This window comes from Pseudomonas tolaasii NCPPB 2192, from assembly GCF_002813445.1.
In the GTDB taxonomy this organism is placed as follows: Bacteria; Pseudomonadota; Gammaproteobacteria; order Pseudomonadales; family Pseudomonadaceae; genus Aquipseudomonas; species Aquipseudomonas tolaasii.
This window is the reverse complement of record NZ_PHHD01000001.1, coordinates 3480869-3506370: the sequence shown is the minus strand read 5'-3', so window position 1 is coordinate 3506370 and position 25502 is coordinate 3480869. Positions and strand designations below refer to the sequence as shown.

The 25502-nt window shown below is 61.1% G+C and carries 28 protein-coding genes and 1 riboswitch; of the genes, 9 read left to right on the top strand and 19 right to left on the bottom strand.

The window, feature by feature from the left end; genetic code table 11:
* Positions 1-91: 91 nt before the first annotated feature.
* Positions 92-415 carry an SEL1-like repeat protein gene (locus tag ATI14_RS16320; RefSeq protein WP_032807236.1) on the bottom strand — a complete coding sequence of 108 codons (324 nt, stop codon included), beginning with the start codon at positions 413-415 and terminating at the stop codon, positions 92-94.
* Positions 416-887: 472 nt separating this feature from the next.
* On the opposite strand from ATI14_RS16320, the gene ATI14_RS16315 reads away from it, so the two are divergent.
* The 4 genes from ATI14_RS16315 (at position 888) to ATI14_RS16295 (ending at position 4052) form a co-directional block, all read left to right on the top strand.
* Complete coding sequence (locus ATI14_RS16315; protein WP_016972450.1) at positions 888-1193, top strand: hypothetical protein; 306 nt, start codon at positions 888-890, stop codon at positions 1191-1193.
* Between the two features lie 446 nt (positions 1194-1639).
* Positions 1640-1864 (top strand): hypothetical protein, encoded by a 225-nt coding sequence (locus tag ATI14_RS16305; RefSeq protein ID WP_016972449.1) that lies wholly within the window; start codon positions 1640-1642, stop codon positions 1862-1864.
* Positions 1865-2142: 278 nt separating this feature from the next.
* The gene (locus ATI14_RS16300) at positions 2143-2625 is read left to right on the top strand and encodes a hypothetical protein (RefSeq protein ID WP_016972448.1); all 483 of its coding nucleotides are present in this window, start codon (positions 2143-2145) and stop codon (positions 2623-2625) included.
* A 146-nt stretch (positions 2626-2771) separates the two neighbouring features.
* Positions 2772-4052, top strand: a complete 1281-nt coding sequence (locus ATI14_RS16295; protein ID WP_016972447.1) for an OmpP1/FadL family transporter — start codon at positions 2772-2774, stop codon at positions 4050-4052.
* Positions 4053-4117: 65 nt separating this feature from the next.
* Here ATI14_RS16295 and ATI14_RS16290 read toward each other — a convergent pair whose 3' ends face one another.
* From ATI14_RS16290 to cobO, 13 genes are all read right to left on the bottom strand, one after another.
* Entirely contained in the window at positions 4118-4666 is a 549-nt protein-coding gene (locus tag ATI14_RS16290) for a glutathione peroxidase (protein WP_080520133.1), read from the bottom strand.
* A 151-nt stretch (positions 4667-4817) separates the two neighbouring features.
* Positions 4818-6026, bottom strand: coding sequence for an MFS transporter (locus tag ATI14_RS16285; RefSeq protein ID WP_080520134.1), 1209 nt, complete (start codon positions 6024-6026; stop codon positions 4818-4820).
* Positions 6027-6080: 54 nt separating this feature from the next.
* Positions 6081-6485 (bottom strand): MarR family winged helix-turn-helix transcriptional regulator, encoded by a 405-nt coding sequence (locus tag ATI14_RS16280; protein ID WP_016972443.1) that lies wholly within the window; start codon positions 6483-6485, stop codon positions 6081-6083.
* A gap of 42 nt (positions 6486-6527) precedes the next feature.
* The gene (locus ATI14_RS16275; RefSeq protein ID WP_016972442.1) at positions 6528-7256 is read right to left on the bottom strand and encodes an adenosylcobinamide-GDP ribazoletransferase; all 729 of its coding nucleotides are present in this window, start codon (positions 7254-7256) and stop codon (positions 6528-6530) included.
* A gap of 2 nt (positions 7257-7258) precedes the next feature.
* Positions 7259-7834: an alpha-ribazole phosphatase family protein gene (gene cobC, locus ATI14_RS16270; RefSeq protein ID WP_016972441.1), complete on the bottom strand. Its 576-nt coding sequence runs from the start codon at positions 7832-7834 to the stop codon at positions 7259-7261.
* Entirely contained in the window at positions 7831-8886 is a 1056-nt protein-coding gene (cobT, locus tag ATI14_RS16265; RefSeq protein WP_016972440.1) for a nicotinate-nucleotide--dimethylbenzimidazole phosphoribosyltransferase, read from the bottom strand. Before cobT ends, cobC begins: the two co-directional genes overlap by 4 nt.
* Positions 8883-9404 (bottom strand): bifunctional adenosylcobinamide kinase/adenosylcobinamide-phosphate guanylyltransferase, encoded by a 522-nt coding sequence (cobU, locus tag ATI14_RS16260; protein ID WP_016972439.1) that lies wholly within the window; start codon positions 9402-9404, stop codon positions 8883-8885. The genes cobT and cobU overlap by 4 nt, the downstream gene beginning before the upstream one ends.
* A gap of 91 nt (positions 9405-9495) precedes the next feature.
* A complete protein-coding gene (locus tag ATI14_RS16255) occupies positions 9496-10947 on the bottom strand; it encodes a cobyric acid synthase (RefSeq protein WP_016972438.1) in 1452 nt (483 codons plus the stop codon).
* Positions 10944-11933 carry a threonine-phosphate decarboxylase CobD gene (gene cobD, locus ATI14_RS16250; RefSeq protein ID WP_016972437.1) on the bottom strand — a complete coding sequence of 330 codons (990 nt, stop codon included), beginning with the start codon at positions 11931-11933 and terminating at the stop codon, positions 10944-10946. The genes ATI14_RS16255 and cobD overlap by 4 nt, the downstream gene beginning before the upstream one ends.
* The gene (cbiB, locus tag ATI14_RS16245; RefSeq protein ID WP_016972436.1) at positions 11926-12834 is read right to left on the bottom strand and encodes an adenosylcobinamide-phosphate synthase CbiB; all 909 of its coding nucleotides are present in this window, start codon (positions 12832-12834) and stop codon (positions 11926-11928) included. Before cbiB ends, cobD begins: the two co-directional genes overlap by 8 nt.
* Complete coding sequence (gene bluB / locus ATI14_RS16240) at positions 12831-13481, bottom strand: 5,6-dimethylbenzimidazole synthase (RefSeq protein ID WP_016972435.1); 651 nt, start codon at positions 13479-13481, stop codon at positions 12831-12833. Before bluB ends, cbiB begins: the two co-directional genes overlap by 4 nt.
* Positions 13478-14869: a cobyrinic acid a,c-diamide synthase CobB gene (locus tag ATI14_RS16235; protein WP_016972434.1), complete on the bottom strand. Its 1392-nt coding sequence runs from the start codon at positions 14867-14869 to the stop codon at positions 13478-13480. Before ATI14_RS16235 ends, bluB begins: the two co-directional genes overlap by 4 nt.
* The gene (gene cobO / locus ATI14_RS16230) at positions 14866-15477 is read right to left on the bottom strand and encodes a cob(I)yrinic acid a,c-diamide adenosyltransferase (protein WP_010208674.1); all 612 of its coding nucleotides are present in this window, start codon (positions 15475-15477) and stop codon (positions 14866-14868) included. The genes ATI14_RS16235 and cobO overlap by 4 nt, the downstream gene beginning before the upstream one ends.
* Positions 15478-15556: 79 nt before the next feature.
* A riboswitch (cobalamin riboswitch) is annotated at positions 15557-15803 on the bottom strand.
* A 99-nt stretch (positions 15804-15902) separates the two neighbouring features.
* Between cobO and ATI14_RS16225 the strand changes: the two genes are divergently transcribed.
* Entirely contained in the window at positions 15903-17216 is a 1314-nt protein-coding gene (locus ATI14_RS16225) for a PQQ-dependent sugar dehydrogenase (protein ID WP_016972433.1), read from the top strand.
* A 146-nt stretch (positions 17217-17362) separates the two neighbouring features.
* On the opposite strand, the gene ATI14_RS16215 is transcribed toward ATI14_RS16225, so the two are convergent.
* From ATI14_RS16215 to ATI14_RS16195, 5 genes are all read right to left on the bottom strand, one after another.
* Complete coding sequence (locus ATI14_RS16215; RefSeq protein WP_016972432.1) at positions 17363-17902, bottom strand: C40 family peptidase; 540 nt, start codon at positions 17900-17902, stop codon at positions 17363-17365.
* A gap of 145 nt (positions 17903-18047) precedes the next feature.
* On the bottom strand, positions 18048-18677 hold the full coding sequence (locus ATI14_RS16210; RefSeq protein ID WP_016972431.1) for a C40 family peptidase: 630 nt from the start codon (positions 18675-18677) through the stop codon (positions 18048-18050).
* A gap of 213 nt (positions 18678-18890) precedes the next feature.
* Positions 18891-19595: a DnaA regulatory inactivator Hda gene (hda, locus tag ATI14_RS16205; protein ID WP_016972430.1), complete on the bottom strand. Its 705-nt coding sequence runs from the start codon at positions 19593-19595 to the stop codon at positions 18891-18893.
* A gap of 203 nt (positions 19596-19798) precedes the next feature.
* Positions 19799-20872: an AI-2E family transporter gene (locus ATI14_RS16200; RefSeq protein WP_016972429.1), complete on the bottom strand. Its 1074-nt coding sequence runs from the start codon at positions 20870-20872 to the stop codon at positions 19799-19801.
* A 54-nt stretch (positions 20873-20926) separates the two neighbouring features.
* On the bottom strand, positions 20927-21967 hold the full coding sequence (locus ATI14_RS16195; RefSeq protein ID WP_016972428.1) for a DUF2066 domain-containing protein: 1041 nt from the start codon (positions 21965-21967) through the stop codon (positions 20927-20929).
* A 344-nt stretch (positions 21968-22311) separates the two neighbouring features.
* Here ATI14_RS16195 and purM point away from each other — a divergent pair, with 344 nt between their 5' ends.
* The 4 genes from purM to ATI14_RS16175 all read left to right on the top strand — a co-directional run bounded on the left by purM (position 22312) and on the right by ATI14_RS16175 (position 25300).
* Positions 22312-23370 carry a phosphoribosylformylglycinamidine cyclo-ligase gene (gene purM, locus ATI14_RS16190; RefSeq protein ID WP_016972427.1) on the top strand — a complete coding sequence of 353 codons (1059 nt, stop codon included), beginning with the start codon at positions 22312-22314 and terminating at the stop codon, positions 23368-23370.
* Entirely contained in the window at positions 23370-24020 is a 651-nt protein-coding gene (gene purN / locus ATI14_RS16185; RefSeq protein ID WP_016972426.1) for a phosphoribosylglycinamide formyltransferase, read from the top strand. Before purM ends, purN begins: the two co-directional genes overlap by 1 nt.
* A gap of 8 nt (positions 24021-24028) precedes the next feature.
* The gene (locus tag ATI14_RS16180) at positions 24029-24742 is read left to right on the top strand and encodes a DUF3108 domain-containing protein (protein ID WP_016972425.1); all 714 of its coding nucleotides are present in this window, start codon (positions 24029-24031) and stop codon (positions 24740-24742) included.
* Positions 24743-25111: 369 nt separating this feature from the next.
* Entirely contained in the window at positions 25112-25300 is a 189-nt protein-coding gene (locus ATI14_RS16175) for a hypothetical protein (protein WP_016972424.1), read from the top strand.
* The last annotated feature ends 202 nt before the right edge of the window (positions 25301-25502 follow it).

Below are 25502 nucleotides of genomic sequence, written 5' to 3'. Positions count from 1 at the left end.
GGGCAACACTGGTCCAGTCAAAAGCCATAGCCATTTTCTGCCATTACCTGAAAAGGGAGAGGTTAACGGAGCGCAAGGCTGGATGACAGTGTCAGTCTTCGACCTGGCCCAATTCGCGCTGGGCGCGGCGGTCACCGGCACGGGCGGCGGAGCGCAGCAGGTCATGACCGATACGACGGTCGCGGGCGTTGCCACATTCACGGCACATCAACTGCCCCAGGCGGCTTTGCGCGGCGACCACCCCTTCACGCGCAGGTTGCTTGAGCAAACGCCCGGCGAAGTGTTTGACGTTGGTGTTGTGGCCCAGGCGCGGGCTGTCGAGCAACCACAGGGCGACCTTCAAGGAAAAGCGCTTGGGTGCGGTAACAGTTTGAGGAGTGTCGGTAACAGAAGGTGATACTGAGCGAAACTTCATAAAGCACTGCGGGACAGAACGGAAGGCGCGCCACTCTACTCTTTTTTTCGTACAGGTAAAGCTGAAAAAACCCTGCACGCCCGTTCTAGAGCAAGCGCTCGGGACAATCCACAGAAGCTGTGGATAACTCAGTGGACAACCCTCCTTTAACTCGCGCAAAGCCCCATGGAATGGGGGCCGCAGTCAAACTGACGATTTTTTCACCAATAAAAAAAAGCGATATTTTTCATTGACTTAAATTTTCATTGCAGGCAAATGCCAGCGCTTCCGGGCCATTGAAAGCGTGGTTACACACCCCGCAACTAATGTGCACAAGTACCCATCCAGTGGTTATATCGCCGGCGCTTTTTGCTTCAACACGTCGAAAAAATGTTACCGCCCGGCAAAACCTCGGGACTTTTCAAACGCGTCCCGGCTCGCCACACTGCCCCACCGGCAATACACGTGTGATGCAACCACCCTGTAGGCGACGATGAAAGGAATTCTGTTATTTGCCCTGTTGCTGCTCGCCATCTGCGCGACGTCGCTCGGAATCAATGCCGCGCTGCCCTCGCCCGACGGCGCGCTGTTCGCCATCGCCATCCTGCTGTCAGCGGCTTTTACCGCCGTGAGCCTGTGCATCGAGCTGGGCGATGGCAGGATCAATGACATGCGTGATGTGATGCAGGTGATCGAGGCTGGCCGCTCCTGGCGCCTGACCCTTGCCGCTTACGGGCTGGGCTGCTCGCTGGCGGCTGCCGTCACGGTGCTGGTCTATCGCGGGCTGTTGGGCGGCTGATTGAAGTTTTTTGGTTAGCACACTTTCTTTCCTTGTTTCAATCCGTTACTATCCGCGGCGTTAGTACCAAGCTGAAAGTCAATTCTGGTCGAACAAGTCCCCTGTACAACACGGGATCGGCCACCTCGATGGTTTCCAGGTATCACTTGCGACGACACTGCCTTTGAACAAGCAAAGGGTGCCGCGAAGTTTCAATACTCTGACCGAACCAACCTGCAAATTGATCAGGATCTTCACCCCGGGCCCAGAACCTTTGCCCCTGTTGTGTTGCCTGCCCTCCTAAGTACCTACCTGCCAGCCCAAGCGCGCCTGACTTAATTCAGCGCTTCAAACTGGCTGCTTTGTTCCAGTCGGGTTCTTCGTTTGATCAATGGTGATCAGCGTTACTGGAACGTTTTAACGTTGCACGGTTCTTAAACCGTGTCATTTGTAGGAACACCAATAATATGAACACTCAAATCCACACTCAGGATGCCATTCGCACCCTCACCAACGCTTTTGCTCCAATGAACTGCCTGATCATGGCCGCTCGCAAAGGCTGCTTCAGCTTCACTCTGGTCAACGAACACGGCATCGCCCGTCACAGCGAACGCCTGTACCCCGATCAATACTCCAGCGCAGAACCGCTGCAGGCTGTGATCGAGCGTACCCGTCAGGCACTGACTGCCTGATCGACCCGAACGGCTGAAACACAAAAAACCCTGTTTAAAACACAGGGTTTTTTATTGCCTGAAATTCGGGTTTTCAGTCGACGCACTAAGTTCAAATAGATATAAACGTTATAACTAAATGAAGAAGATGTTTTAAAAACAGTCCTTTACATCACAAATATGACACTACACTTCAACTCAAGCGGCGTGATCCGCTTGCGACGGGCCTGAGATCCGATTCACAGCTGCCAAGCTCCCCCCTCAGGCACCGTCGACCACTTTCATGGACCGAGGCTTGTATGGGTATCGCCGCCAGCGAATTGTGTCGTTATGTGATCAGGCCGACGTTGTCGTACCTCGGCTGCCATGACCAGACTGCGGAATCCCTGTTGCTGGGCATTGCCGCCAGCCAGTCGGAATTAGGGTCGGCCCTGCATGATCGGCGCGGCCACGGCCTGTACAGCATCACCGAACCCCGCCACCGCGCCTTGTGGGACGACTACCTGGCGCAGGACCCCGAACGCGCCAGCCTGGTCCGCGGGCTGGCAAGCCAGCATGCCTTCCTCAGCGCGCCCCAGCTCGAGCTCACGGTCAACCTGCGCTACGCCACGGCCATTGCGTGGTTGCTGGTGGAACAACACCGCCCCGCCCTGCCGCCGCCCGGCGATGTGGTGGCCATGGCGCGTATCTGGAAAGAAATATTTCACCCACAAGGAAGGCTGCGAGATTTCACCCACGCCTGGAAAACCTGTGTTTCACCCATGAATCAGGTCACTTGTTGATCAGGCGTTTTGCAAGATTCGGCTAAAAACGCTGACTTTGGTCTGATTGTCCTACAAAACCGCTCTATCTCCTGCATTACAGCCTATAGCGCGAACTTAAATTTATTGTTACTTTCCGCAGCGGTGATCACCACGGAGTTCTAATAATGAAAAAAGTAATGCTCAAGACCACACTTAGCCTCGCCGTCGCCATGGCATCCTCCCAACTGTTTGCAAGCGGATTTGCACTTAACGAACAGAGCGTCAGCGGGATGGGTACGGGTTTCGCAGGTCGATCCTCTTCTGCCGATGATGCAAGTACTGTTTACGGTAACCCTGCCGGTATGGCTCGCCTGAGCGGCCAGCAAATCACCGGCGGCGTTGCAGCCATTGATGCCTCCACCGACATCAGCGATGTCAGCGGCCGTTCCCGCGGCAGCAACAAAGGCGATATGGTGCCTTTCACCGCTGTGCCTTTCGGTTTCTACACCAACAAACTCAATGATCAGTGGGCAGTCGGTTTCGGCGTCTATGCGCCGTTCGGTCTGGTGACTGATTATGAAAACGGCTTCCAGGGTCGTGGCTTCGGCAGCAAGAGCGAAGTTAAAGTCATCACCCTGCAACCGACCGTCAGCTATGCCTTCAACGATCGCGTTTCCGTTGGTTTCGGCCCGACCATCAACCGTATCGCCGGTACCCTGGAATCGGACCTGACGCTGAACCCTGCCGCGCCGGACACCAATATCAAGATCAAGGGTGACGACACTGCGCTCGGCTTCAACATCGGCGTGCTGGTACAGGCCACCGACACCACCCGCGTCGGCCTGACCTACCACTCCAAGGTCAGCTACAAGCTGGACGGTCACACCGAAGTCAAGGCGCCTGCTGCGACCTCCGGCTTCCTGCGCAGCAACCGCTACGACGCCTCGCTGAAGATCGACACGCCTGAATCCTACGACCTGTCGGTCACCCAGGACCTCACCGACGCATGGAAACTCTATGCCGGTGCCACCTGGACCCGCTGGAGCCGCCTGAAAGACATCACCGTCAAGAACGAAGGTGTGGTTGGCGGGGCAACCGGTGGCGCACTCGCGCCGGCGCTGGTCGGCACCATCAAGGAAGACCAGAACTGGCATGACACCTGGGCTTACGCCGTGGGTACTTCTTACCAGCTGACCAAGCAAGTGGTATTGCGTACCGGCCTGACGTTCGACCAGTCGCCAACCAATAACACTGACCGCTCGCCACGCATTCCTACCGGCGACCGCACCATCTTCAGCCTGGGTCTGGGCTATGAGGTCATGCCAAACATGACGGTCGACCTGGCCTACTCCTACTTGAAGGAAGAAGACGTCAAGGTCAACCGCTCCAACGCACTGGCCAGCTACAACGCCAAGTACGAAAACAGTGCCAACGGCTTTGGCCTGGGCATGACTTACCGCTTCTGATTCAAAGCGGTACAAAAAGCCCCGCTCTCCTGCAAAGGAAGCGGGGCTTTTTTAATGCTGGAGCATCAGGGTTTCGACGCCAGCGCCTGCTCGACAGCCTTGATCATGTCCGGGCTGTCCGGCTTGGTCAGGCTGGAGAAATTGGCGATCACCTTGCCCTGACGGTCCACCACGTACTTGTAGAAATTCCACTTCGGCGCGCTGGTTTGCTGGGCGAGCACCTTGAACAGGTGCACCGCATCCGGCCCCTTGACCTTCTGCGGCTCGGTCATGGTGAAGGTCACGCCGTAATTCACGTAGCAGACCTTGGCCGTTTCTTCGCCGGTCCTGGCTTCCTGCTTGAAGTCATCGGACGGCACGCCAATCACTTCCAGACTTTGGCCCTTGTAGCGTTGATACAGAGCTTCGAGGCCTTTGAACTGCGGCGCAAAACCACAGAAACTGGCGGTATTGACGATCACCAACGGTTTGCCGGCGAAGCGCTGGCACAGGTCGATGGATTCCTTGGCGCGCAGCTTGGGTAATTGGCCCTCAAGCAACGGCGGGCAATTGGCGGCCATGGCGACGCTGCCAATGACCATCAGGGCGGGTACTGCAAGCCAGCGCATCTGCATGTCGTGAAGTCCTTGAACGATTCCAGACCCCGAACTTAACAGATCGACATACCCAGTTGCATCAACGCCAACCCGCCGCGCTGCCAGCCCCACCAGGCCAACAGTGCCAGGGTGACGAACGCCGCAATGGTCAAACACCGCACTGCCACACTCATGCTGCCTCCATCTGCGCCTGCAAACGCGCCACCGGCCGCTCGCGCACCGGCCAGTTCAGGGCCGCCGCGAGCAGGCTCAACAGGATTGCTACTTGCCAGATCAAATCGTAGTTACCGGTTCGATCATAGACCACGCCGCCCAGCCAGCCGCCCAGAAACGAACCGAGTTGATGGAACAGGAACACAATCCCGCCGAGCATCGAGAGGTTTCGCACACCAAATAACGTCGCAACCGTGCCGTTGGTCAGCGGCACCGTGGACAGCCACAAAAAGCCCATGGCCATGCCGAACAGGTAAGCCGTGACCTCAGTCACCGGCGCCCACAGAAACAGCACAATCACCACCGCACGCAGCAGGTATAACCCGGTCAGCAAGCGTGGTTTGGACATGCGCCCGCCGAGCCAGCCGGCGGTGTAGGTGTCGAACACGTTAAACAGCCCGATCAACGCCAGCACCGTAGTGCCCACCGTCGCCGGCAAGTGCTGGTCCACCAGATACGCCGGCAGGTGCACGCCAATAAACACCACCTGGAAACCGCACACGAAAAAGCCGAACGCCAACAGCCAGAAGCCTGAGTGGGAACACGCCTCTCGCAGCGCTTCGCCCAGGGATTGCTGGCCGACCACCGCCGGCAGGGGCTTGTCCTTGAGCATCGCCACCAACGGCAGAATCAGCGCCACCATCAAGCCCAGCGCCAGCAAGGCTTCCGACCAGCCCAGCCAGCCGATTAAACCCAGCGTGCCCGGCACCATGGCGAACTGGCCAAAGGAGCCTGCAGCACTGGCGACGCCCATGGCCATACTGCGTTTTTCCGGCGCTACAGCGCGGCCGACCACGCCAAGAATCACCGAGAACGAGGTGCCCGACAGGCCGATGCCAATCAGCAAACCGGCGCTCAACGACAGCGACCACGCCGAATCCGACATGCCCATCAACACCAGGCCCACGGCGTACAACACGCCGCCGACAAACACTGCCTTGGTCGCGCCAAAACGGTCGGCCAGGGCCCCGGTAAAGGGTTGCGACAAGCCCCAGATCAGGTTCTGCAAGGCGATGGCAAAGGCGAAAGTCTCACGCCCCCAGCCGAATTCGTTGCTCATCGGCGCCAGGAACAGACCGAAGCCGTGGCGCACGCCCAACGACAACGCCAGGATCAGCGCACTCCCCAAAAGAACCCATCCGCTGGTGCGCCACATCGAAGTCATTTCTTGTTCTCCGTTCGCGGGTATATACCCGCTTGTATTCAAACAAACCCGCGCTCAGGCGAGTTCGTCCAGCAAGGCCAACAGGGTTTCGCGTTTTTCCGCGCCCAGTTGATCGATCAATTTCTGTTGTGCCGCTTCCCACGCCGGCAAGGCCGCCGCCAGCCGCTCTTCACCGGCCTGGGTCAGCAACACCAGGCGGTTGCGCAGGTCGTCGCCCTCCACCAACTGCACCAGCCCCTCGCCTTCCAGCACCCGCAGGTTACGGCCGAGGGTACTTCGGTCCAGTCCCATGGCTTCAGCCAGGCTGGAAATGCTCGGCTGGTCGAGGCGCTGCAGGTTGCACAGCAGAGAATACTGGGCAACGTTGATCCCGAAGCCGTCGAGAGCGCCGTCGTAATGCCTGCTGACGCCACGGGCGGCGCGTCGCAGGTTGGTGCATAAACATTGGGAGGCAAGCATTGAGCGTGTATATACCCGGAATTAGTGAATTGCAAGCAAGCGTTACAGCGCCAGACCGACCAGCACGGCCACCTCCAGCAGCTCCAGCAAGGCGCCAGCCGTGTCGCCAGTGGTGCCGCCCAAGCGGTTGACCATCAATTGGCGCAGCCACACAAAGCAGATGGCTGCGAGCAGAACTGCCATTCCGCCATTGAAACCACCGATCAACACACACGCCAGGCCGCTGAGGATCAGCACCTGCTGGCCGACAACCCGTGGTAAATGATCGGACAACGCCTGGCCCAAGCCTCCTGCGCGCACGTAGCGCGTGGTCAGGAACAGCGCCAGCATCGACGCGCGCCCGATCAGTGGCGCAAGCACCAGCGCGGCACCGTTGTGCTGCTCGATCAACGCCACCAGCGCGGCAAATTTGAGCAGCAACACCAGGCCCAAGGTGACCACGGCGATCGGGCCGCTGCGCGGGTCTTTCATGATGGTCAGCGTGCGCTCACGGTCGCCGAAACCGCCGAGCCAGGCATCGGCGCTGTCGGCCAGGCCGTCCAGATGCAAGCCGCCGCTGAGCAACACCCACGCCGTCAGCAACAACGCGGCGTGCAGCAACAATGGCGCGCCGGCCAGTGCCAGGTTCAGGCCCCACAGCAACGCGCCGAACAGCAGGCCCACCAGCGGATAAAACAGCAGTGAGCGTCCCACTTGCTGCGGTTCCGGCATGCCCGGCAGCTTGATGGGCAGGCTGCTGAGAAATTGCAAGGCGATCAGGAACGGCAACATGCTCAGACGCCTTCCTTCAACACGCCATCCACCCCGACCTGCAAACGGAACAGACCACCGTGGCCGACTTCGACATTCAGCAATTGCTCCCGGGGCAGCCCACGCGCCCGCGCGAGCAACAGTTTCATCACACCGCCATGGCTGATCAGCAATACGCGTTCACCGGCATAAGCCTGATGCAGACGCGAGACTGCTCCCAAAACACGGTGGGAAAAATCACTGACCGCCTCGCCTTCGGGCGGCGTGAAACGGTAGGGGTCGGCCCAGAACAGCCCCAGGGCCTCGGCATCGGTCTGCATCAACGCCGCCGCGCTCTGACCTTCCCACGTGCCGAAGTGCAATTCCTGCAGATCCTTTTCCAGGCTCACCGGCAGATTGAGCCGTTCGCCCAACTCGCGGGCGAACAACGCGCAGCGCTGCAAGGGTGAGCTGACCACACGGTCCCAGGGCCCCTGCTCCACCACGGCGGTGCGCATCTGCTCCCAGCCTTTGGCGGTCAGCGCATCATCCAGACTGCCGCGCAGGCCGCCACCCAGCTCGGTTTCGCCGTGGCGCAGCAGGTCCAGGTGCAAGGTCATGCCGGGCGATCTGCCACGGCCGCCTCGGCGAAGGTCGCCATCTGCCCGTGCAATGCACAAGCCAGACGCAGCATGGGCACCGCCAGCGCCGCGCCGCTGCCTTCGCCCAAACGCAAGCCGAGTTCAAGCAATGGCTGGGCATCGAGGCTTTGCAGCACATGACGATGGCCGGGCTCGGCGCCCCGGTGGCCAAACACCAGCCATTCACGGCATGCGGGGTTCAGGCGTGTCGCCACCAGGGCGGCGACGGTGCAAATAAAACCGTCCACCAGCACCACGATGCCTTCCTGGGCACAGGCCAGATAGGCGCCGACCAACGCAGCGATCTCAAAACCACCGAGGTTGAACAGGGTTTGCAGCACGTCGCCATGCTGCCCGGCATGCAGCGCCAGCGCGCGTTCAATGACCGCGACTTTGTGGCTGACGCCCTGGGCATTCAAACCGGTGCCGGGGCCAGTCAGGTCACTCACCGCGCAATCGAGCAAGGCACACGCCAACGCACTCGCCGCCGTGGTGTTGCCAATGCCCATCTCGCCGCCGATGAACAACTGCGCACCGGCTTCGCGCGCGCGAAGCACACTGTCTCGGCCCGCTTGCAGCGCCAATCGGCCCTGAGCCGCCGTCATCGCCGGCCCGTTAACAAAGTTGGCTGTGCCGGCACCGATATTCAGATGGCGCACACCGGGCAGATTCAGCGACGGCGTTACCGTGCCGAGGTCGACCACTTCCAGTTGCGCGCCCAACTGCCGCGCCAATACGCTGATGGCGGCGCCACCGGTGACGAAGTTATGCAGCATTTGCCCGGTCACTTCCTGGGGAAACGCCGACACGCCCTCGGCTACCACGCCATGGTCACCGGCAAAAATGGCGATCCACAGCTGATCCACCGACGGTTTGACCTGGCCCTGCAAACCGGCCAATTGCACGGCGACCGCCTCCAACCGGCCGAGGGAGCCAGCAGGTTTGGTCAGTTGCTGCTGGCGGGCCAGCGCTTGTTCATGGGCCGAAGCGTCGACGGCCTTGCACGGGTTGAGCCACCAGGAATCAGTCATAACGGGGTACCTTTCAAAGTCAGGGGCAGGCCGGCAACCGTCAGGACAACACGCTGACACCGCTCGGCCAAGGCTTGATGCAGCCAACCGGCTTCATCCACATAGCGGCGAGTCAATTCGCCCAGCGGCACGACACCCAGACCGGTCTCGTTGCTGACAAAAATGATTTCACCCGGCAACGAGGCCAGGGTTTCCAGCAATTGGTCACGCTCAAGTTTCAGGCGCTCGGCGGCTTCAAGCATCAGTAGATTGGTGAGCCACAAGGTCAGGCAATCTACTAGCAGGCAACGATCCACAGCGGCGTTTTCACGCAACACGCGGGCCAGTTCGACCGGTTCTTCGATCAACCCCCAAGCGTCTGGGCGACGCTGGCGATGCAGAGCCACGCGCGCGTTCATTTCCCCATCCAGCGGTTGGCTGGTGGCAATGTAAATGACGGGCAAACCGCTGTCGCCGGCGAGCTTCTCAGCCAGGCGGCTTTTGCCGGAGCGAGCGCCGCCGAGGATCAATTGGAGCATGGGATGGCACCTGGGGTTGGCTGAATTGGGTTGGCCGCCAGGCCGCCATCGCAGGCAAGCCAGCTCCCACATAAAAACCGCGTACACATGCTCAAATCCCACATAGCTTGCGCAGCAGATCGGTATCCAAGTGGTTTTCCACCAGGTCCGCCAACCGCTCGATGTCCCGCTCGCGCAGGGCGTGGTAATCCACTGCCTGCACATCCTGCAAACCTGCCCAGCGCAACAAGGCGCCGCAGGCGGCCGGGGTTTCGAACAGGCCATGCAGGTAGGTGCCGAGAATTTGCCCGTCGGCACTTTGGGCGCCGTCGTGGCGGCCGTCGTCCAACTGCACGGCGGCGTGTTCCAGGGCGCTGCCTGAGGTCACGCCGGCATGGATTTCATAACCACTGACCTCGGCGTCCTCCAGCAGCAGGCGCCCGCGTACATTGCGCAATTGTTTCTCTTGCTCAAGGGTCGTGCTGAACGCCAGCAGCCCCAGCCCTTCGCTGGAGCCGGCCGGGCCTTCCAGGCCGAGCGGGTCGTGCACCTGTGCGCCGAGCATCTGCAAGCCGCCGCAAATACCCAGCACCTTGCCGCCATAGCGCAAGTGGCGCGCGATGGCGGTGTCCCAGCCGTTGGCACGCAGGTAGGCCAAATCACTGCGTACGCTTTTCGAGCCGGGCAGGATGATCAAATCCGCCGCCGGAACCGGCTGGCCCGGCCCGACGAACTGCAAATCCACCTGGGGATGCAGGCGCAGCGGGTCGAAATCCGTGTGGTTGCTGATGCGCGGCAGCACCGGCACCACCACCTTGAGCACCTGCGCGGCCTTGTCGGTCTGGCGCCTGTCGATGCCGTCTTCGGCTTCAAGGTGCAAGTCCATGACATACGGCAACACGCCCACCACCGGTTTGCCGGTGCGAGCCTCCAGCCAGTCCAGCCCTGGCTGCAGCAGGGCGATGTCGCCGCGAAAGCGGTTGATGATGAAGCCCTTGACCCGGGCCTGTTCGCTGGGCGACAGCAACTCCAGCGTGCCGACCAGGTGGGCGAAAACCCCGCCGCGGTTGATGTCGGCGATCAACAGCACCGGGCAGTCCACGGCTTCGGCAAAGCCCATGTTGGCGATGTCATTGGCGCGCAGGTTGATCTCCGCCGGGGAGCCGGCGCCTTCGACCATTACCACCGGGTAGGCTTCGCTCAACCGCGCGTGGGAGGCCAGCACCGCTTGCATCGCGACGGCTTTGTAGTCGTGATAGGCGACCGCGTTCATGCTGGTGACGGCGCGGCCATGGATGATGACCTGGGAGCCGGTGTCGCTGTTGGGCTTGAGCAGCACCGGGTTCATGTCGGTGTGCGGTGCCAGGTTGGCGGCCTGGGCCTGCACGGCCTGGGCGCGGCCGATCTCGCCGCCCTCGGCGGTCACCGCGCTGTTGAGTGCCATGTTCTGCGGCTTGAATGGCGCCACCGCCACGCCCTGGCGCACCAGCCAGCGGCACAGCGCAGTCACCAGGGTACTTTTGCCGGCGTCGGAGGTGGTGCCCTGCACCATCAGCGTACTCATGGTGCTTCCTTATAGGCAGTCAGCGCTGCGTCCAGCCGCCGCCAATCCGCCTCGGTGTCGGGCAGGCCGAAACGCACGCTGCTGTCGTGAACAAACAGGCGCAGCAGAATGCCGCGCTGGGCCATGAATTCGTGCAGCCGTTCGGCATGGGGCGTGATCAGCCACTGGAACAGTGCGCAGCCGCCATGGGGTTGAAAGCCATGGCCTTCAAGCAGTTCGAACAAGCGCTGGCCGGCCTCGACACAGCGCGCTCGTTGCCGAACATGCCCGGCGGTATCGCGCAGGCACTCCTGGCCCAGCACCCGCGTCGGCCCGCTGACGGCCCAGGGCCCGAGCTGCTCGGCCAACAACCTGAGCAAGCGGCGCTCGGCCAGCACGAAGCCCAGGCGCACACCGGCCAGGCCGAAAAACTTGCCGAACGAGCGCAACACAATCAACCCGACCTGATGCGTCTGGCCCGCCAGGCTTAACTGCGGGGTGACGTCCATAAACGCTTCGTCCACCACCAGCCAGCCGCCGCGCTGGGCCAGGCGCGAGTGCCAGTCCAGCAGGCGCTGGGGAGCCAGGTTCAAACCCGTGGGGTTGTTGGGGTTGACCACCACCAGCACGTCGAGGCTGTCGAGGAAGAAGTCGACTTCCTGCTCCTGCACTTCACGCACCACATACCCGGCGCGGCGCCAGGCTTCAGCGTGCTCGGCGTAACAGGGTGACAGCACGCCAACCTTGCCGGTGCGGCGCAAACGCGGCAGCAACTGGATCGCCGCCTGGGAGCCCGGCACCGGCAGCACGTGGGCGGCGCCGTAATACTCACTGGCGGCCTTTTCCAGGCCGTCGTCGGTTTCCGGCAAGCGCGCCCAGGCCCGCAAGGGGATCTCGGGGATCGGCCACGGCCAGGGCGCCAGGCCGCTGGACAGGTCCAGCCAATCAGCCTCGGCAATCCCGTACTGCATGGCTGCCTTGCGCAGCCGACCACCGTGCTCAAGCATAAAATTGCGCCCCCGCGCACAGGATCAGCAGCCACAACCATACGCCGCGCTGCACCAGCTGCCAGCCCCGGTCAATGGAATCGGCATCGGCCGCCGGGCCTTCGCCCAACTGCGGGCGCTGATGCAACTCGCCGTGATAGATCGCCGCTCCGCCCAACTCAACCCCCAGGGCACCGGCACCAGCGGCCATGACGGGCCCGGCGTTGGGGCTGTCCCATGTCGGCCCCTGGGTGCGCCAGCATTTGAGTGCCAGCCGGGTTTTGCCCAATACGGCGTAGGTCAATGCCACCAGCCGTGCAGGAATATAGTTCAGTACATCGTCGATTTTGGCCGCCGCCCAGCCGAAACGCTCAAAGCGTTCATTGCGATAGCCCCACATGGCGTCAAGGGTGTTGCTCAGGCGATAGAGCACCACGCCCGGCACCCCGGCGACGACAAACCAGAACAGCGCGGCGAACACCGCATCGCTGCCGTTCTCCAGCACCGACTCGGTGGCGGCACGGGCCACTTCGGTGCTGTCCAGCTCACTGGTCTGACGGCTGACCAGGTAGCTCACGCGCTTGCGCGCCTCTTCAAGGTCGCCACTGCGCAGAGCTTGGGCCACCGGAATCACATGCTCACCCAGGCTGCGCATGCCGAGGGCGCAGTACAGCGCCAGAATCTCCAGCACCCACCCGATATAGGGTGCCCACGACAAGGCGGTGGCGAGCAGGGTCAGCGGCACCACGGCGATAAACCACGCGGTCACACCATGGCTGCGCCAGCCACGGCCACCGCTGTTGAAACGCCGCTCGATGCGCGCGGCGAAATTGCCGAACGCCACCAGCGGATGCCAGCGCCTCGGTTCGCCCAGCAGCGCATCCAGCGCCACTGCCGCGACACACAGCAAGGCCACACTCATTGACTCACTCCCCACCTATTTTCATACAACATGTCACTCAGCGGCCGCGGTTCGGTCCAGCCTTCGAGCTGCAACATCGGTGCCGGGTAGAACTCCGCTACCGGACCCAGGCACAGCACCGCCAAGGGTTTTGCGCCGGGCGGCAAGCCCAGCAAGTCGGCCAGGGCCTGGGGTTCGAACAACGACACCCACCCCATGCCGAGGCCTTCGACGCGCGCCGCCAGCCACAGATTCTGGATCGCGCAGGACAGCGACGCCATGTCCATTTCCGGCAACGTGCGCCGGCCAAAAATGTGGCGCTCGCGATCATCCATCAGCGCTGCCACCAGCACCTCTGCGCAATCGTGGATGCCTTCGACCTTGAGCTTCATGAACGCGTCGGAGCGCTCGCCCAGGGCGTCGGCGGTGCGCACACGTTCTTCCTCCACCAATTGCTGAATTTTCCCACGCAATTGCCGGTCGCTGATGCGGATGAACCGCCAGGGCTGCATCAAGCCGACACTGGGCGCCTGGTGCGCGGCCTGGAGCAAACGTTGCAGCAATTGGGGCGCGACGGTGCCGCCGGTGAAGTGGCGCATGTCGCGGCGTTCGGCGATGGCGCGGTAGACGGCCTGGCGGTCGGCTTCGGGGAAGGCGCTGTCGGTCATGACCTCTTCGCGGGCAAGCCCGCTCCCACACTGGATTGGGTTTCAACTCGGTACATTGTGGGAGCTGGCTTGCCTGCGATGGCGGCCTCCCGGTCGGGCGCGAACAGTGCAGCCACCGCCGCCGGATTCGACGGAAAATAAAAGTGCACGTAGGACGCGGTCATTCGCCCCTGCCGGTAAACCGCCTCGGCGCCGCGCCCGCCATTGGGGCTCAGGCCACGGGCAATCGGCTGCCATTCGGTGCTGGTCAGGGAATGGTGATAGGTGTGGCCACGCAGTACGCCTTCCGGCAATTCGACACTTTGCAGGGCCAGCGCCGCGAGTTTTTTCTGCATCACCGCGTCGCCCTGCAACAAGCCGACCAGCTCGGCACGGGTGCCGTCTACGTCGGTGAGCGAATCCAGCAGATAAAGCATGCCGCCGCATTCAGCGAGCAAGGGTTTGCCGGCGGCGTGGTGGGCGCGGATGGCGCTGAGCATCGAGGTGTTTTCCGACAGCGCCTTGTGGTGCAGTTCCGGATAACCGCCGGGCAGATACAGACTGTCGGCGTCAGGCAATTCGCGGTCGTGGATCGGCGAGAAAAAGTGCAGCTCGGCGCCCATGGCCCTTAACAGATCCAGGCTGGCGCCGTAGGTAAAGGCGAACGCTTCGTCACGGGACACGGCGATGCGCACACCATGAAGCAACGGCTCGGCCTCAATCACATGCGGCGCGGCAAACGTCACCGGCGGCGGCAAGGCGACTTCACAGCTGCTGCCCAATGCCTGGGCGGCGGCATCCAGGCGTACGTCGAGGTCGTTCAACTCGCTGGCTTGCACCAGGCCAAGGTGGCGGCTGGGCAATTCGATGCCCGTTTCCCGAGACAACGCGCCGTACCAGCGCAGGCCCTCGGTGAGGCTGCCCTCCAGCAATTGCGCGTGACGCAGGGTGCCGACGCGGTTGGCCAGCACGCCGGCGAACGGCAGGTCCGGCTGATAGCGCGCCAGGCCCAGGGCCAGCGCGCCGAACGTCTGGGCCATGGCGGTGCCGTCGATCACGCCGAGCACCGGCACACCGAAATGCCGCGCGAGATCGGCGCTGGACGGGGTGCCGTCAAACAGACCCATCACGCCTTCGATCAGGATCAGGTCGGCCTCGCCGGCTGCTTCCCACAGCAAACGGCGACTTTCCTGCTCGCCCACCATCCACATGTCCAATTGATACACCGGCGCACCGCTGGCGCGCTCGTGAATCATCGGGTCGAGAAAATCCGGCCCGCATTTGAACACGCGCACTTTACGCCCCAGGTTGCGGTGCAAACGGGCGAGCGCGGCGGTGACGGTGGTTTTGCCCTGGCCGGACGCCGGTGCGGCGATCAGTACGGCCGGGCAATGACGGGGCTGATTCAAAGTTCGACGCCCTTCTGTGCCTTGATACCGGCCTGGAACGCGTGTTTGAGCATGCCCATTTCAGTGACGGTGTCGCCCATTTCGATCAATTCGGGCTTGGCGCCACGGCCGGTGACCACTACATGTTGCATCGGCGGCCGGGCTTGCAGGTCGCTGAGAACCTGGTCGAGGTCAAGGTAGCCGTGCTTGAGGGCGATGTTCAGCTCATCCAGTACGACAAGGCCGATGGAAGGGTCTTGCAGCAATTCGCGGGAAACCGCCCAGGCCGCTTCGGCCGCCGCGATGTCGCGCTGACGGTCCTGGGTTTCCCAGGTGAAACCTTCGCCCATCACATGGAAACGCACCTGCTCGGGGAAACGGCGGAAAAACAGTTCTTCGCCTGTGCTGTTGCGCCCCTTGATGAACTGCACCACGCCGCACTGCATGCCGTGGCCCATGGCGCGGGCGAGCATGCCGAACGCCGAACTGCTCTTGCCTTTACCGTTACCGGTGAGTACCAGCAGCAATCCGCATTCGTTGGGGGAGTTGGCGATGCGCTCGTCGATCACGGCTTTTTTGCGCAGCATGCGCGCCAGGTGACGCTCGTCGCGGTCGGGGGAATCAGTCATGGCAGCTCTCCGTTGGGGCTGGACAAAAACGGCGGGCAGGAAAAAGACAAAACAGACAGCCAAGCATCGCCCACCGTGATGCTGTTGGATGCTTCAGGCCGGTCTCCGGACTCATGAGGGGCGCGCTCTGCTGGAAAGCGGCCGACGATGCACCTTCCCATATCGCGCGCGATACAGTGGCAAAAAGCATCGTTTCACTCATTTACCGTTGCGGGGGCAGCGCCGGAATCGCGGCGGCACTGTGTACAAGTGCGCTCACTCACCGGCTTCCCTGTTTCACTCCGTCGACACGCGGGCCACAGAGCACCTGGAACAAGCCGCGAAGGTTAGTGGGTTGGGGGTGGAGCGTCAATTAAAGCTGGCCTCTGACTTGAACCATCTGACAGCCCTGCTTCTCTACCCTTACAGGTATTCAGGAGAAAACCATGCATAAAACAAGACTTGCCTTACTCATCATGGTCGCAGGCACCCTCGCTGCCTGCGGTGAAAGCTCTACCCTGCAGGTGTCCGATGGCACCGGGCCGTCGCCCAAGCTGCCGGAACCCAACAAAACTCTGATCCCCACCGTGAATATTGCACCGGCGATTGGCTGGCCTGCTGGCGTAAAGCCGACTCCGGCTGCAGGCACTCAGGTAGCGGCCTTCGCCGAAGGCCTGGACCACCCGCGCTGGCTGTATGTGCTGCCCAATGGCGACGTGCTGGTGGCGGAAACCAACGCGCCGCCCAAGCCGGATGACGCTAAGGGCATTCGTGGCTGGGTAATGGAGAAAGTCATGGGCCGCGCCGGTGCCGGCGTACCGAGCCCGAATCGCATCACACTGCTGCGTGATGCCGACCACGACGGCGTGGCCGAGACGCGCACGGTGTTCCTCGAGAACCTGAATTCACCCTTCGGTATGACGCTGGTGGGCAACGACCTGTATGTGGCCGACTCCGACAAGCTGCTGCGCTTCGCCTACACGCCGGGGGAAACCGCGATCAAGGGCGCTGGCACCACGGTCGTCGACCTGCCGGGCGGCAGCATCAACCACCACTGGACGAAAAACGTGGTGGCCAGCAAAGACGGCAGCAAGCTGTACGTGAGCGTCGGCTCCAACAGCAACGTCGGCGAAAATGGCCTGGAAGCGGAGGAAGGCCGGGCGGCCATCTGGGAGGTGGACCGCGCCACAGGCCAGCATCGCATTTTCGCCTCGGGCCTGCGCAACCCCAATGGCATGGCCTGGGAACCGCAGAGCGGCAAGCTGTGGACCGCCGTGAACGAGCGCGACGAGATCGGCAGCGACCTGGTGCCGGACTACATCACCTCGGTCAAGGACGGCGCGTTTTATGGCTGGCCTTTCAGCTATTACGGCCAGCATGTGGATGCGCGCGTGACGCCGCAAAACCCGGATCTGGTGGCCAAGGCCATTGCGCCGGACTATGCCGTGGGCCCGCACACCGCCTCGCTGGGCCTGTCCTTCGCCGAGGGCAACAAACTCCCGGCGCAATTCAGCAGCGGCGCGTTTATCGGCCAGCATGGGTCGTGGAACCGCAAGCCGCACAGTGGCTATAAGGTGATCTTCGTGCCGTTTGAAGGGGGCCAGCCCAAAGGGCAGCCGGTGGATGTGCTGACCGGTTTCCTCGACAAGGACGAGAAAGCCATGGGCCGGCCGGTGGGTGTGGTGATTGATCAGCAAGGGGACTTGCTGGTGGCCGATGATGTGGGGAATAAAGTGTGGCGGGTGTCGGCGGCGAAGTAAGCGGCTTCAAGACCTCCACAAACCCAATGTGGGAGCTGGCTCGCCCGCGATAGCATCGCCGCTGTGCAACTGATGCACCGAGGTGACTGCATCGCAGGCAAGCCAGCTCCCACACAAGCCCGCCCCCACATTGATTTCGGCTTGCCTTAAGGGTTGCGCGCCAGGTTGCCCGGCAATACGCGCTTGGCACTCAAGTAGGCATTTTGCCAATAGGCCTTGGACAAGGTGTCCAGCTTCACCGTCCCGCCGGTTTGCGGTGCGTGTACAAAGCGGCCTTCACCGACGTAGATCCCCGCGTGACTCACCTGCGAACCGCCACCGGTGGCGAAGAACAGTAGATCCCCCGTCTGCAGGTTCTGTTCGCTGACGTCCTGTGCACGCATCACGATCAGCTCGCGGGTGGTACGGGGCAAAGAGATGCCGGCGGCATCACGAAACACAAAACCGATCAAGCCACTGCAATCAAACCCGGAGTCCGGCGTGTTGCCACCCCAACGATAAGGCGTGCCGACCAGGCCCAACGCGCGAAAGAGCACGTCTTCAGCGGCAGGCGAATAACTTTGCGTGGAATAATTGAACACCGGCTTGGGCTTGACGGCTACGGGAGCCGGCGGCGGTGGGCGGCTTGCGCAGGCGCTGAGAAGCGCGGCGCAAACGAGAAGAAAGAGGCGGGCTGAGGTCGACATGGGCAGAACAATCCTGGTCTGGATGCGGCTTTTCGCTGCCGAACGCTGAAAACCAGAACGCGCAAGCAAAGCTCGCGCGAACGGATTACAACAACATCCAGGGATTCTAGCGCTTACACGTCAAACTTCAAGTATCACTTTAAGTTTACTTGCTGGCGGTAACCGTAGTCGGGGCCATGGCGAGGGCACGCTTGGCTTCGATGAAGGTTTTGCTCCAGTAGCTGTCGCCCAGGTTGTCGACTCGAACACCGCCACTACGGCGGCTGCTGGAGTGGATAAACTGGTTATCGCCCAGATAGATACCGGCGTGGCTAACGCGCCCACGACCTGCCGTGCTAAAGAAAAGCAGATCACCGGGCTTGAGGTTGTTGCGGGCGACCAACGGTGCATCCACGTTGATCATTTCGCGAGTAGAGCGCGGCAGGTTCATGCCGGCCTCTTCGCGAAACAGGTAGCCGATGAAGCCGCTGCAGTCGAAACCGGCTTCAGAGGTACCGCCGAAACGGTAACGGGTACCGATCAGGGACATGCCGCGTTCAAGAATGCTGTCGGCCAGAACGGGAAGCTGGTAAGGCTTGCTGCCGGCGAAGTCGGCAAGTTCTTTCTCGGTTGCAACTTCTTCCTCATAGACCGTGGAAGACTGCGATGCAACGAACTTTGCCTGGGACTGATGTTGGGTTTTTTGCTGCTCGACCACCTGTTGAGGGTGGGAGGCGCAACCAAACAACAGGGTAACGAGTGCGAGTGGCACGAGGGGTGCGAAGCGATTTAGCATGGGCACGACCGTGGCTGATGTGTAAAGAAGTCGAGACTATGCCCTCTATCACATCGATTTGCAAATTCAATCGTGATCTATGTGACTTCTTGTTCGGACTATGACATCTAAGCCCTTAACACCCATTTCTTGCCATTTACGTGGTCAAACCGGCCAAAACGCAGGTTTTCTGGCGCCTGAAATATGCCGAAAGCCTTGATTTGACTGGGCTGGCTACCAGCCGAGGGTTTCTTTCAGGAAGGGAATGGTGAGCTTGCGCTGGGCCTGCAAAGAGGCCTGATCGAGTTGTTCGAGCAAGTCGAACAACGCACTCATGCTGCGAGTGCCGCGGGTGAGGATGAAGTGCCCGACTTCGTCGGTCAGGTGCAAACCGCGACGGGAAGCACGCAATTGCAAGGCACGCAATTTGTCTTCGTCAGACAGCGGGCGCATCTGGAAGATCAGCGCCAGTGTCATGCGCGATTTGAGGTCAGCGAGCTTGATCGGCAGTTCACGCGGCGACGTGGACGCCGCGATCAGCAAACGCCTGCCACTGTCCCGCAGGCGGTTGAACAAGTGAAACAGCGCTTCTTCCCAATCCGCCTTGCCGGCGATGGCCTGCAAGTCATCCAGGCACACCAGTTCGTATTGCTCAAGGTGGTCGAAGATACCGGTTCCGCGGTCCATCAATTCAGCCAGCGGCAGATAAACCGCCGGTTCCCCCATCTGCTCGAAACGCAGGCACGCCGCCTGCAACAGGTGGGTACGCCCCACGCCGTGCTTGCCCCACAGATAGATCAGGCTTTCAGTCCACCCGGCGTCGGCTTCGCAGAGCCGCTCGACATAGCCGAGTGCAGCGGCATTGGCGCCTGGGTAGTAATTGATGAAGGTGGCGTCGTCACGCAGACGCACACCCAAGGGCAGCTGAATCGGTTTCATGCTGACTGAACGGCTCCAAACGAACCGTTAGTGGCCTCTGTGTAAAGTTTGCAAAGTTTATACCCGTGACGCCGGGCGCACAATGCAGCAGACCACAAGCAAAATCAAAGGTTTGCGTTAACTCGGAGCGATTTGCGCAAATTATTTGACCCCCACCCCCAGAAACAACAAACCCGGCCTGAGCCGGGTTTGTGACTTGATGGTTACAAGTCGGGGTCTTCGACGCCCGTGTACACATCCGAATCCTTGTACAGATCATGCACATGGCGCACCAGCACCATGATCACCGCCGCCACCGGCAGCGCCAGCAGGATACCGGTAAAGCCGAACAGCTCACCGCCTGCGAGGATCGCAAAGATCACCGCCACCGGGTGCAGGCCGATGCGGTCACCGACCAGCAGCGGCGTGAGCACCATACCTTCCAGCGCCTGGCCGACCATAAATACCGCGACAATCCCCAGCATCGGGTACAGGTCGCCGCCAAACTGGAACAGCCCCGCCACCAGCGCGGCACCAATGCCGATCACAAAGCCCATGTACGGCACGATCGCCGCCAGGCCTGCAATCAAGCCGATCAACAACCCCAGCTCCAGGCCGATGGCCATCAGGCCGGCGGCATAGATGATGCCGAGCGCCAGCATCACCAGCAACTGGCCACGCACGAACGCGCCAAGCACTTCATGACATTCCTCAGCCAGAGAAACGATGCGCTCCTCGCGATCACGCGGCAGCAGGCTGCGGATCTTGGCCATCATGATGTCCCAGTCGCGCAGCAGGTAGAACGCCACCACCGGGATCAGCACCAGGTTAGTCAGCCAGCCGATCAACGCCAGGCTGGACGCCGTGGCCTGGCTGAGGACCACGCCGACAATATCGGTGGTCTGGCCCATATGCTCGCTGATCGCGGCCTTGACCTTGTCGAACTTCCAGAAGCCATCTGCCAGCCCCAGTTTGGCCTGCGCCCACGGCATGGCCGTGTGCTGCAACCAGTCGAGCATCTGCGGCGCCAGTTCATACAAGCGAAACAGCTGTTTGGCGAGCATTGGCACCAGCACCAGCACCAACGCAGTGATGATCAAGGTGAACAAGGCAAACACCGCCACCACGCCCCAGGTGCGCGAAAGACCGACTTTCTCCAGGCGATCCACCACGGGATCGAACAGATAGGCGAGCAACAACGCGACCAGGAACGGCGTCAGAATCGAATGCAGCAAGAACACAAACACGCACAGCAGGACAATCCCGCCAAGCCACACCCAACGACGCGTATCCGCCATATACCACTCCTTCTGTTATCTATTTCCCGCTTCTATATATAGAAGGAAGAACGCTTACCAACGAAAACGCAGTTGTGCCTGAGGCTCAGGTGCAGCAGGCGGCTGCGTGCCGTCGGCTGCCGGTTGCTGGACAGGCGCCTCACCCGCAGGCACCTCCTGCAACTTGGCCAGGCTCAACTGGGTACGTAACTGATCGGCACTGCCGTTGACGCGATACACAATGCGGGTGCCGTCCACGAGCTGCGGCTGGCCGCCAAACGGCTCCAGCAAATGCCCCAGCGCGGCGTAGCGCTCCAGGGTCATGCCCTGCACTTCGAGCAATTGTTCGGTGCTGACACCCGGCTTGACCGCAAAACGTGGCGCCAGTTTCTGGCTGACGGCCAGCATCACGGCGTCGGCCACTGCGCCGGTGTCGGCCCCCTGAGCCGTGCCCTGCTCGCTCTTGTCGCCCAACCACAGGCGCCATTTGGCCTGCCATTGGTTACCTTCCTGACGGGCGTGCACGGCGAGCAACGCATCGGCGCCGTAGCGCTCGGAAGCGGCGCGCAGTGGCGTGGCGTCGGCACTTTCCAGATTCGGGGCGGTGGCGACGACCTGCTCATCAAGATCGCCCAGCGGCAAGCGCAGCGGCAAACCACGATGCTGCGCGGCACGACGCAGCGCCTGGGCGACGGCCTGGCCATCGCCGATCAGGCTGCTGCCTTCGGTGGAATCGTTCAGCCACCAGGCGAGCATTGACGGCCGATTGCTGCCCCAGATCGACAGGCCGGCTTCACGCAGCGCACGGTCGGCGCTCACCGGGTCGAAATCCACCTGCAGACTTTCTGGCGGACCGGCGTCGTAGCCGTATTGGCTGATGATTTGTTGCGGGTCCTTGCGGATCGCCGCCAGGCCCGGGCCATCGGCGGCCTTGGCGTCGCCGGTCAGACGGATGACCAGGGTTTGCACGGCCCGCTGGATGGCCTGGTCGCGCTCTTGCGGCGACTGGCTGCTGACCGGTTCAAGTACTTGATAAAGACCATTGAGGGTTTCGGCATGACTCGCCAGGCTGACCAACGACAAGCAGCCTACAAAAAAGAATTTACACAGACGCATGGAAGATTCCCGAACGACAAATTTAGCGGCTGGAAGAGACCGCGTGAACTCGGCTTGGCAAGGCTGTGACAGCAGCGGCCGGTAAAACATTCACAGGGTCTTGGTAAGTTTTCGCAACGTCATAACGATAGCGGATCCAAGGCTATACCTTAATACGTGGCGCAACAGGCCCGAATGGCATTTTTTTAACACCATATCGCCCTGCCCGTCGGCCCGAGGATGGCCGCTGCCCCTCAAGCCTGATAAAATCGCGCGCCTTCGCAGACCGTCAACGGCTGAGCCTCTTCATTGAAAGCCCTGCCAGCCCGGTCGTTACCCAGAAATCCCCCCTAAAGGCCTGGATCATGAGCAAGCAACCCTCCCTGAGCTACAAGGACGCCGGTGTAGACATCGACGCCGGTGAAGCATTGGTCGAACGCATCAAGAGCGTCGCCAAGCGCACTGCGCGCCCTGAAGTCATGGGCGGCCTGGGCGGTTTTGGCGCCCTCTGCGAAATCCCGGCCGGCTACAAGCAGCCTGTACTGGTCTCCGGCACCGACGGCGTGGGCACCAAGCTGCGCCTGGCGTTGAACCTGAACAAACACGACACCATCGGCATCGACCTGGTGGCCATGTGCGTGAACGACTTGGTGGTGTGCGGCGCAGAGCCGCTGTTCTTCCTCGACTATTACGCCACCGGCAAGCTGAACGTGGACACTGCTGCACAAGTGGTGACCGGCATCGGCGCTGGCTGCGAACTGTCGGGTTGCTCCCTGGTCGGCGGCGAAACCGCTGAAATGCCGGGCATGTACGAAGGCGAAGACTACGACCTGGCCGGCTTCTGCGTCGGCGTTGTGGAAAAAGCCGAAATCATCGACGGCTCCAAAGTCGCTGCCGGCGACGCCCTGCTGGCCCTGCCATCGTCCGGCCCGCACTCCAACGGTTACTCGCTGATCCGCAAGATCATCGAAGTATCGGGTGCCGAGATCGAGAACACCCAACTCGACGGCAAACCACTGACCGACCTGCTGATGGCGCCGACCCGCATCTACGTCAAGCCACTGCTCAAGCTGATCAAGGACACTGGCGCAGTTAAAGCCATGGCCCACATCACCGGTGGCGGCCTGCTGGACAACATCCCGCGCGTACTGCCAAAAGGCGCCCAGGCGATCGTCGACGTGGCCAGCTGGACCCGCCCGGCCGTCTTCGACTGGCTGCAAGAGAAAGGCAACGTCAACGAAACCGAAATGCACCGCGTGCTGAACTGCGGCGTGGGCATGGTCATCTGCGTGGCTCAAGAGCACGTCGAAACTGCGCTGAACGTACTGCGCGAAGCAGGCGAGCAACCTTGGGTCATCGGCCAGATCGCAACCGCTCCGGAAGGCGCGGCTCAGGTTGAACTGAAAAACCTCAAGGCGCACTGATGCCTGCAACCTGTAATGTCGTGGTGCTGCTCTCCGGCACCGGCAGTAACTTGCAGGCCCTGATCGACAGCACGCGTACCGGCGACAGCCCGGTGCGCATCGCTGCGGTGGTTTCCAACCGCAGCGACGCCTACGGCCTGCAACGCGCCAGGGACGCGGGCATCGAAACCCGCTCGCTGGACCACAAGGCCTTCGAAGGCCGTGAAGCCTTCGACAGCGCCCTGATCGAACTGATAGACGCCTTCAGCCCCCAACTCGTGGTTCTCGCCGGGTTCATGCGCATCCTCAGCGCCGATTTCGTGCGTCACTATGAAGGGCGCCTGCTCAATATCCACCCTTCCCTGTTGCCCAAGTACAAAGGCATGCACACGCACCAGCGCGCGCTCGATGCCGGCGACAGCGAGCACGGCTGCAGTGTGCACTTTGTGACCGAGGAACTCGATGGCGGGCCTCTGGTCGTACAGGCAGTGGTTCCGGTAGAGTCTGCAGACTCGGCGCAGACACTTGCGCAACGGGTTCACACTCAGGAACACAGAATTTATCCACTGGCTGTTCGCTGGTTTGCCGAGGGCCGGTTGATTCTCGGTGAACAGGGTGCATTATTGGACGGTCAGTTACTCGCGGCCAGCGGCCACTTGATTCGAACCTAGGAGATTTTATGCGTCGCGCCTTGCTCTTCGCTTTTGCGCTGTTCGCCTTGCCAGCCGTGCAAGCAGCAGACCTTCACCCCTTCTCCGCCAGCTACACCGCCGACTGGAAACAGTTGCCCATGAGTGGTTCGGCCGAGCGCAGCCTGACCAAGAATGACAACGGCTCGTGGACCTTGAATTTCAAGGCCTCCATGATGATCGCCAGCCTCACCGAAACCAGCGTCATCAATTTCGACAAGGACACCCTGCAACCGAAGAGCTATTCCTTCGAACGCGGTGGCCTGGGCAAGGCAAAGAAGATCAACCTGGACTTCGACCAGACCGCCAAGAAAGTCACCGGTTTCGAGAACAAGGACCCGGTCAATGTCACCCTCGAAAGTGGCATGCTCGACAAATCGACCTACCAGCTCGCCTTGCAGCGTGACGTGGCTGCCGGCAAGAAAAGCATGAGCTACCGCGTAGTCGAAGGCACCGACGTCGACACCTACGACTTCCGCGTGATCGGCCCGGAAAAGGTCCAGACCAAAGCCGGCTCCATCGATGCGATCAAGGTTGAGCGCGTGCGTGACCCGTCGCAAAGCAAACGCATCACCCAGATGTGGTTTGCCAAGGATTGGGGAGGCATCCTGGTGGCCCTGCGTCAGGTGGAAACCGACGGCAAGGAATACAACATCATGCTGTTGGACGGCACCGTTGACGGCAAGGCTGTCAAAGGTAGCTGATGGGTTGATGAGTCAGGAAAGAGCCTCGCGGAATGCGGGGCTTTTTTTCGTCTGCAGATTTTGTTGTGAAGCCATCGCAGGCAAGCCAGCTCCCACATTTGGAATGCACTTCAAAAGGTGGGAGCTGGCTTGCCTGCGATAGCGGCGGCCTGGTCAGTACGAGGCTAAAGCCTTACGCCAACATGAAACTTTTGTCATAAAACTCAGCGCCCTGTGACCAAATGCCACGGTTTACGAGGCCTGCAGCACTGTTGCGTTTTGTGCAATGAATTGTTGCGCGCAAAATCGGTTTACTTAGCAAGCTAACAAAACATATAAAAGAGGCCTGCGACGACTTGCCGCAGATCAACCAGAGATTGGAGCAAGCAGATGACTGTAAAAGTAACTGAACGCGACGATGAGCATATGTCCCACGAAGCAGTAGCCCACGGGATTCACATCTGGGATGTACATCAGCAAGACCAACTGGTCGGTATGTTTCACAACGAGAACGAAGCCCACAATTACAAAAACGAGCTCGAATCTCTCGAACTGAAACGCCAGACGCAAAGCTCCTGAAGCGCTGAAATCTCGCAGGTATCCAGCCCCACACAGCAGCTGGATGATCCGCAAACAAAACCCCGCCATTGAGCGGGGTTTTTCGTTTGAGGCCCATCGCTTTTTGGAACAGCGCAGTGATTCTTGTATAAATCGATACATCCTACAGAGCTTGAAGACCCGCACTACAACCCCCGCAAAAACGCTCAACTAGCCTGTTCCA

Excerpts from the sequence above, each read along its gene's own strand:
- ATI14_RS16320 (WP_032807236.1), bottom strand. The coding sequence starts at position 415 with ATGAAGTTTCGCTCAGTATCACCTTCTGTTACCGACACTCCTCAAACT.
- ATI14_RS16315 (WP_016972450.1), top strand. The coding sequence starts at position 888 with ATGAAAGGAATTCTGTTATTTGCCCTGTTGCTGCTCGCCATCTGCGCG.
- ATI14_RS16305 (WP_016972449.1), top strand. The coding sequence starts at position 1,640 with ATGAACACTCAAATCCACACTCAGGATGCCATTCGCACCCTCACCAAC.
- ATI14_RS16300 (WP_016972448.1), top strand. The coding sequence starts at position 2,143 with ATGGGTATCGCCGCCAGCGAATTGTGTCGTTATGTGATCAGGCCGACG.
- ATI14_RS16295 (WP_016972447.1), top strand. The coding sequence starts at position 2,772 with ATGAAAAAAGTAATGCTCAAGACCACACTTAGCCTCGCCGTCGCCATG.
- ATI14_RS16290 (WP_080520133.1), bottom strand. The coding sequence starts at position 4,666 with ATGCAGATGCGCTGGCTTGCAGTACCCGCCCTGATGGTCATTGGCAGC.
- ATI14_RS16285 (WP_080520134.1), bottom strand. The coding sequence starts at position 6,026 with ATGACTTCGATGTGGCGCACCAGCGGATGGGTTCTTTTGGGGAGTGCG.
- ATI14_RS16280 (WP_016972443.1), bottom strand. The coding sequence starts at position 6,485 with ATGCTTGCCTCCCAATGTTTATGCACCAACCTGCGACGCGCCGCCCGT.
- ATI14_RS16275 (WP_016972442.1), bottom strand. The coding sequence starts at position 7,256 with ATGTTGCCGTTCCTGATCGCCTTGCAATTTCTCAGCAGCCTGCCCATC.
- cobC (WP_016972441.1), bottom strand. The coding sequence starts at position 7,834 with ATGACCTTGCACCTGGACCTGCTGCGCCACGGCGAAACCGAGCTGGGT.
- cobT (WP_016972440.1), bottom strand. The coding sequence starts at position 8,886 with ATGACTGATTCCTGGTGGCTCAACCCGTGCAAGGCCGTCGACGCTTCG.
- cobU (WP_016972439.1), bottom strand. The coding sequence starts at position 9,404 with ATGCTCCAATTGATCCTCGGCGGCGCTCGCTCCGGCAAAAGCCGCCTG.
- ATI14_RS16255 (WP_016972438.1), bottom strand. The coding sequence starts at position 10,947 with ATGAGTACGCTGATGGTGCAGGGCACCACCTCCGACGCCGGCAAAAGT.
- cobD (WP_016972437.1), bottom strand. The coding sequence starts at position 11,933 with ATGCTTGAGCACGGTGGTCGGCTGCGCAAGGCAGCCATGCAGTACGGG.
- cbiB (WP_016972436.1), bottom strand. The coding sequence starts at position 12,834 with ATGAGTGTGGCCTTGCTGTGTGTCGCGGCAGTGGCGCTGGATGCGCTG.
- bluB (WP_016972435.1), bottom strand. The coding sequence starts at position 13,481 with ATGACCGACAGCGCCTTCCCCGAAGCCGACCGCCAGGCCGTCTACCGC.
- cobO (WP_010208674.1), bottom strand. The coding sequence starts at position 15,477 with ATGACTGATTCCCCCGACCGCGACGAGCGTCACCTGGCGCGCATGCTG.
- ATI14_RS16225 (WP_016972433.1), top strand. The coding sequence starts at position 15,903 with ATGCATAAAACAAGACTTGCCTTACTCATCATGGTCGCAGGCACCCTC.
- ATI14_RS16215 (WP_016972432.1), bottom strand. The coding sequence starts at position 17,902 with ATGTCGACCTCAGCCCGCCTCTTTCTTCTCGTTTGCGCCGCGCTTCTC.
- ATI14_RS16210 (WP_016972431.1), bottom strand. The coding sequence starts at position 18,677 with ATGCTAAATCGCTTCGCACCCCTCGTGCCACTCGCACTCGTTACCCTG.
- hda (WP_016972430.1), bottom strand. The coding sequence starts at position 19,595 with ATGAAACCGATTCAGCTGCCCTTGGGTGTGCGTCTGCGTGACGACGCC.
- ATI14_RS16200 (WP_016972429.1), bottom strand. The coding sequence starts at position 20,872 with ATGGCGGATACGCGTCGTTGGGTGTGGCTTGGCGGGATTGTCCTGCTG.
- ATI14_RS16195 (WP_016972428.1), bottom strand. The coding sequence starts at position 21,967 with ATGCGTCTGTGTAAATTCTTTTTTGTAGGCTGCTTGTCGTTGGTCAGC.
- purM (WP_016972427.1), top strand. The coding sequence starts at position 22,312 with ATGAGCAAGCAACCCTCCCTGAGCTACAAGGACGCCGGTGTAGACATC.
- purN (WP_016972426.1), top strand. The coding sequence starts at position 23,370 with ATGCCTGCAACCTGTAATGTCGTGGTGCTGCTCTCCGGCACCGGCAGT.
- ATI14_RS16180 (WP_016972425.1), top strand. The coding sequence starts at position 24,029 with ATGCGTCGCGCCTTGCTCTTCGCTTTTGCGCTGTTCGCCTTGCCAGCC.
- ATI14_RS16175 (WP_016972424.1), top strand. The coding sequence starts at position 25,112 with ATGACTGTAAAAGTAACTGAACGCGACGATGAGCATATGTCCCACGAA.